Here is a 5,459-nt window from a genome sequence, read left to right on the forward strand (position 1 = left end):
TGCAGGGTAACCGCTGCGGATTCAGTGCTCTGTATAAAACGCACATCCTGGGGTGGCACCGGCAAACGAACCTCGGCCTTTTCAGCCCCCAGAACCCGACCCAGGCGGGTACCAACGCTGATGAACTGCCCCAACTCCACGGTCTGTTCATCAATCACCGCGCGATAAGGGGCGAGAATTTCCGTGTTTGCCAGATCACGTTTTGCGCGTTCAATTCTGACCTCGGCCGCAGCGACGGAGGCCTCCGCTTCTTCAACCCGGGCGGCCTGGCGCAGGGATTTCGCCTCGGCCAGAGACAGCTTTGCACTACTCAGCGCCTGCCTTGCCTCCGCCAGAGCCAGCTCATAGTCCGTGGGATCAATACGCAGGAGAGGCTCCCCCTCATCCACAACAATCCCGGGCTCAAAAAGCGCCGACTGCCACAGCACTTTGCCTCCGACCTGGGCGGTGAGCTCCAGCTGCCGCCAGGCCGTTACGTTCCCATAGGCCACGACGCTAACTTCCTGTTCCGCCCTTTGCACCGTCTGCACGGCCACTACCGGGGGCGGGATAGTGACGCTCCGTGCTTCCAACTGGGGACGACTCTTCACCATCAGAAGCGCGGCCATTGCGGCTAGCGCAAGTATGGCCAAAGGACGGACAAGCGTTATCAGTCGGGACATAATCATGGACTATTCAGGGCGATCAGACATTTTACGCGCATAAGGGGAGTACGTATCAACGCCTGGCACCTCTTTGCTGGTGCGCTCCTTGCAGTTGGCTTCTAGATGGAAAGCATTCGAGACAACGCCACGGGTTTACGCCACTATGCATGTACGGCCGCACACTCGTGGTGCACTGCAATAAAAATGAGAACCAAAATGGAACATCGCGTCGAAGGGTACGGCTTTTCCCGCCGCCAGTTGTTGTCGCTCATGGGCAAGGCCGGCGGGTCCATCGCGGTTTGGCATTCGGCACAGGCGCTGGGACTCATGAGCACGCCCGCCGAACCCTCGCGGCCTCAGGGGAGGATGCTGACGCCTCTAATGCACAAGAATGGCACGCGTCCCAGTGTCGCTGTGCTTGGCGGGGGCATCGGCGGCCTGAGCGCCGCCTTCGAGCTCGAGCAGGCCGGCTACGATGTCACGATACTTGAGGCCTCCCACCGCATCGGCGGACGTAACTTTACCGTGAGGGCGGGCACAGTCATTGATGAACTTGGCAATCGCCAGGTGTGCAACTTTGATAATGACCCGGATCTTTATTTCAATGCGGGTCCTGCACGAATTCCGGCCATGCATCTTCGTCTCATGAACTACTGTCGGGAATTCGCCATTGAGCTCGAACCCTTTATCAACAGTAATTACAACGCCTGGGTTGTTGATAAAGCGATTAATGAAGGCCAACGGACTCGCCAGCGCGATGTAATTGCCGATGCTCGTGGGTTCATCGCTGAACTTGCGGCGAAGGGTGTCAGTGATACGTCGCTGGATGCCAAGGTCACCGACGCTGATCTCGAAAAGCTCACCGCCTATGTTCGCGATTTTGGGGACCTCAACCCTGAATCCATGCGCTACGAGGGATCTTTGCGAGCGGGATTGCTCACGGATGGCATGCTAGACCCCATAAAGGTAAAACCGGCCGGCTCCGCCAAAGAGCTGATGAACAGCCAGTTTGTCCGAAACGCCATGCTGTTTGCCGAGAACGAATATCAGGCGCCGTCCATGATGCAGTCCCGGGGCGGCATGGACCGTATCGTGGATGCTTTCGTCGCGCGACTCAGAAAACCACCGGTGACCCGGGCAAGAGTGGTCGAAATCGTCAATCGAGAAAACAGTGTCACGGTACATTACGAGCAGGATGACAAAATTAGGACACTGCGCGCCGACTACTGTCTGAACTCCATCCCAGGACAGATTATGGCGGGAATCAAGCACAACTTCTCTCCGCGCTACACCCAACTGCTTGGCGAGATCAAACGGGGCATGCTGTCGAAAATTGGTTTTCAAATGTCCCGTCGATTCTGGGAAGACGAGGGCATCTATGGCGGTATCAGCTGGACCGATCGTTCGACCCTGCAGATTTGGTACCCCAGTCACGGAAGCCATCGGCCCAAAGGCGTGGTGCTGGGTGCCTACATCTTCTCCCCGGATGACAATGCCGCACTAGGCCGCCTCTCACACAAAGAACGTCTCGAGTACGCCCTGGTCTCCGGGGAAGCTGTGCACCCGGGCCAGTATCGAGCGCATATGGAAACCGGAGTGTCCGTCGTCTGGCATCGCATGAACCACCTGCTGGGCTGTGGGAGCGGGATCGGCCACATAGGAGATGTATTTGACGTTGAGGCAGACAAGATCCGTGCACAGCTCCTTGGGGGCGACGGGCGGCACTTTATGCTGGGTGATCAGGTGAGCAAACATCCAGGATGGCAGGAGGGCGCCTTGGCGGTAACAGAGCGCGTATTGCAGACTGTGCACCAACGGGAATCCGCCCGACGGCTGAGTGCGGCATCATGAGATTGCTGCAAACGTCAAGGCTGCTTGCCGTCATTCTTTTGCTGCTAGCACCATCAGTGCACAGCGCCGAACCCCAGGGCCGCTTTGATCCCAAAGACTACGAGTACTGCCTGGTGTGTCATGGCGGACTTGGCCAGGGTAATGCGGCCATAGAAGCGCCAGTCCTGGCGGGCATGGAGGAGTGGTCCCTGCGCAATCAGCTCCAGGCCTTTCGCGAGGGCTGGCGTGGCACGCACGCCCTTGACCTCATCGGCATGGAAATGCGGCCCATGGCGCTTGCGCTGGATGAGGAAGAAATAGCCGGGGTCGTTGCTTATCTAAAGCGGCTCTCAATGCAAATAGCACCGGACACGGGCACCGGTAACGTAACCCAGGGCAAGAACACCTATGCCGCCTGCATTGCCTGCCACGGCGAGACGGCAGAAGGCAAAGAGGCCTTACAGGCCCCCGCCCTGGCTTATCAGGATGTCCGCTACCTCGAGCGCCAGCTGAGGAACTTCCGGGATGGTATCCGCGGCAGCCACCCTGACGACCAGCGCGGCGCCTCCATGGCTGCAAGTGCGGCAGCCCTGGACGACGCGGCCATAGCCGACGTCGTCAGCTATATCCGCAGCTTAGCGCCCTGATCCCACCACTCAGCTCTATTCGGAAGCCCGGGCTGCCACTACTTCGATTTCGACGAACCATCCTGCCCGCGCAAGACCCGCTATCTGAAAAGCCGAGCGCGAGGGCAGGTTCGGTTGCGCCTCTGTCCCAAAAAACTGGGTGTAGCCGCGCATGAATCCTGAAAAATCCATGCGACCGTCCGTCTCCGGCGTACCCACAAGATAAGCGCGCATCATGACCACGTCACCCATATCGAGACCCAGGCGCTGCAGCCGGCTCTGCACTTCTTTAAGCACACTCACCGTCTGTACCTCGGTGTCACCATAGGTCGCAGGGTCGTTGGGATCACCATCTTCGACGATAGGTTTGGGCACGGCGCCGCTGACAAAGATAAGTTCAGAGGCACCGGGCACCTGCACAGATTGGGCGATGGGAAAATCAGAGCCCGGCGTTTTGTTCCGGGTGATTTCATCGGCGACGGCGGACAGACTACCGACAGCTAAAAGGCCACCCGCAAGCAGGGATAGAAAAGACAAACGATTCATGACGCAGCGACTCCTTTTGGTTTAGATTGACTACAACCCACCCGAGAGGCGCGGTGAGATAGTGTGTTCACACTAATTCATTGGCGGCGTCGGGTCGACCGGCGTTTGAGGCACTGAACGCTGCAACGGTTGCAGTACCGCAGGTGCCAAGGCAGTGACCCAAACTCATAGCAAGAAAAACAGGCAGGCAACTACGATGGCAGCTGACGACGACAGGCCTTATCCCGCCGATACCCTGGGTATGGATAGCGCAGAAATGCGGCGCCTGGGCTATGCCGCGGTGGATGCGGTGATCGAACATCTGGAAAGTAAAAACAATAGCCCGGCCATCGCCTCTTCGGATGCTGACACTCTCCTTGCCGCACTCGGCGGCGCGCTTCCAGAGCAACCCCAGGCAACGGACAAGAGTCTTGAGCTACTCATGCACACCGCGCTCCATCATCAACAGCATGGCGACCATCCCCGCTACTTTGCCCGGGTTCCAGGTCCCAGTTCCTACGCCGCCATTATCGGCGAGTGGCTGGGGGTGGGGTTCAACACCATCGCCGCATCCTGGCCCGGTGGCGCAGGCCCTTCCGCAATAGAGCTGATCGTTATCAACTGGCTTTGTCAGCTCATGGGACTGCCGGAGGACTACGAAGGGGTGCTGGTGAGCGGCGGCTCTCAGGCCAGCCTCACTGCCATAGCAGCGGTGCGGGCCAGTCGCGGGCCCGGCTGTGTCTACCTCAGCGATCAAACCCATGCATCCCTTGGCAGAGCCCTTCGCACACTCGGCTTCGACGAGCGGCACATTCGCCTGCTACCCAGCGATGCCGAGCACCGACTCACCGAAGAAACGGTAGCCACGGCCATCGCAGAGGACAGCAGAAACGGACTCAGCCCACTCATGGTGATTGCCACTGCTGGGAGCACCAACACCGGCGTGGTGGATCCACTGCAGGAACTCGCAGCGCTCTGCGACACCTGGGATCTATGGCTGCATGTTGATGGCGCCTACGGAGCGCCCGCAGCGCTCAGCCCGAAGGGTGCGGCGACATTGGCGGGACTAGACCGCGCAGACTCTTTGACCCTGGACCCTCACAAATGGCTTTTTCAACCCTACGACGTGGGCTGCCTCCTTATAAAGCCCGGTCTGCTGGAACCCTGCTTTGCCATGAACCCGGAGTACCTCAAAGATGTGCAGGGCGCCGACAACGCCGTGGATTTTCGTAACCGCGGCTTTGAGCTGACCCGCCGGTCCCGGGCACTTAAGCTGTGGTTGAGCTTTCGCAGCTATGGCGTCGCCAAGTTCCGCGAAGCCATTGAGTACAGCATTAATCTCACGGAAATTGCGGAAGACTATTTACGCAAGAATCCTACGCGCTGGGAGGTGGTAACCCCCGCGCAGCTCGGTATCATCTGTTTTTCTCTTCGGGGTGAAACGGCTGAGGAACACGAGCGGCGTGCCCGGGCACTATCGGAGTCAGGTTTCGCCTGCGTGACCACAACCCGACTCAAGGGGCGTACCGTGCTAAGGCTGTGCATCATCAACCCACTCACCACCGAATGGGATATTCGCGAAACTATTGACCGTCTGGGAGCGTGATCACCGCGCTCGTCCCACCAAAACGGGGGTCCGATACAGCGGTCAGCGGGCCGTCCTTCGGCCGCCAGATCAACTGTACGTTACCGTACTCATAGCCGTGAGGCTCTACTTCATAGCCGCGCTGCTTCAGGGCACCAATGGTTGAGTCCGTGAGCGGTGTTGTCGGAGAGTAGCTAATCAGGTCCTTCGGCAGCAGCTGATGGTGGACCCGCGTCGCGGCCTGCGCCT

General features: G+C 59.1%; 5 protein-coding genes and 1 pseudogene. 3 read left to right on the forward strand and 3 right to left on the reverse strand.

What is annotated here, in order from left to right; all coding sequences use genetic code 11:
* The coding region (locus tag ACTG3T_RS06025; protein ID WP_439101362.1) for an efflux RND transporter periplasmic adaptor subunit at positions 1-668 on the reverse strand (668 nt) is incomplete at its 3' end.
* 192 nt (positions 669-860) lie between these two features.
* Here ACTG3T_RS06025 and ACTG3T_RS06030 point away from each other — a divergent pair.
* Together ACTG3T_RS06030 and ACTG3T_RS06035 are read left to right on the forward strand one after the other, a co-directional pair.
* Positions 861-2,495, forward strand: a complete 1,635-nt coding sequence (locus ACTG3T_RS06030; protein WP_439101363.1) for a flavin monoamine oxidase family protein — start codon at positions 861-863, stop codon at positions 2,493-2,495.
* Complete coding sequence (locus tag ACTG3T_RS06035; protein WP_439101364.1) at positions 2,492-3,121, forward strand: c-type cytochrome; 630 nt, start codon at positions 2,492-2,494, stop codon at positions 3,119-3,121. The genes ACTG3T_RS06030 and ACTG3T_RS06035 overlap by 4 nt, the downstream gene beginning before the upstream one ends.
* A 15-nt stretch (positions 3,122-3,136) precedes the next feature.
* Here the strand turns inward: ACTG3T_RS06035 and ACTG3T_RS06040 are convergent, their stop codons facing one another.
* Positions 3,137-3,646 (reverse strand): RidA family protein, encoded by a 510-nt coding sequence (locus tag ACTG3T_RS06040; RefSeq protein ID WP_439101365.1) that lies wholly within the window; start codon positions 3,644-3,646, stop codon positions 3,137-3,139.
* Positions 3,647-3,842: 196 nt separating this feature from the next.
* On the opposite strand from ACTG3T_RS06040, the gene ACTG3T_RS06045 reads away from it, so the two are divergent.
* Entirely contained in the window at positions 3,843-5,231 is a 1,389-nt protein-coding gene (locus ACTG3T_RS06045) for a pyridoxal phosphate-dependent decarboxylase family protein (RefSeq protein ID WP_439101366.1), read from the forward strand.
* Here ACTG3T_RS06045 and ACTG3T_RS06050 read toward each other — a convergent pair.
* A pseudogene (locus tag ACTG3T_RS06050) lies at positions 5,209-5,459 on the reverse strand (gamma-glutamyltransferase); the annotation flags it as partial. The gene ACTG3T_RS06045 and the pseudogene ACTG3T_RS06050 sit on opposite strands and share 23 nt — an antisense overlap.

The organism is Congregibacter sp. (genome assembly GCF_965660375.1).
Taxonomy (GTDB): domain Bacteria; phylum Pseudomonadota; class Gammaproteobacteria; order Pseudomonadales; family Halieaceae; genus Congregibacter.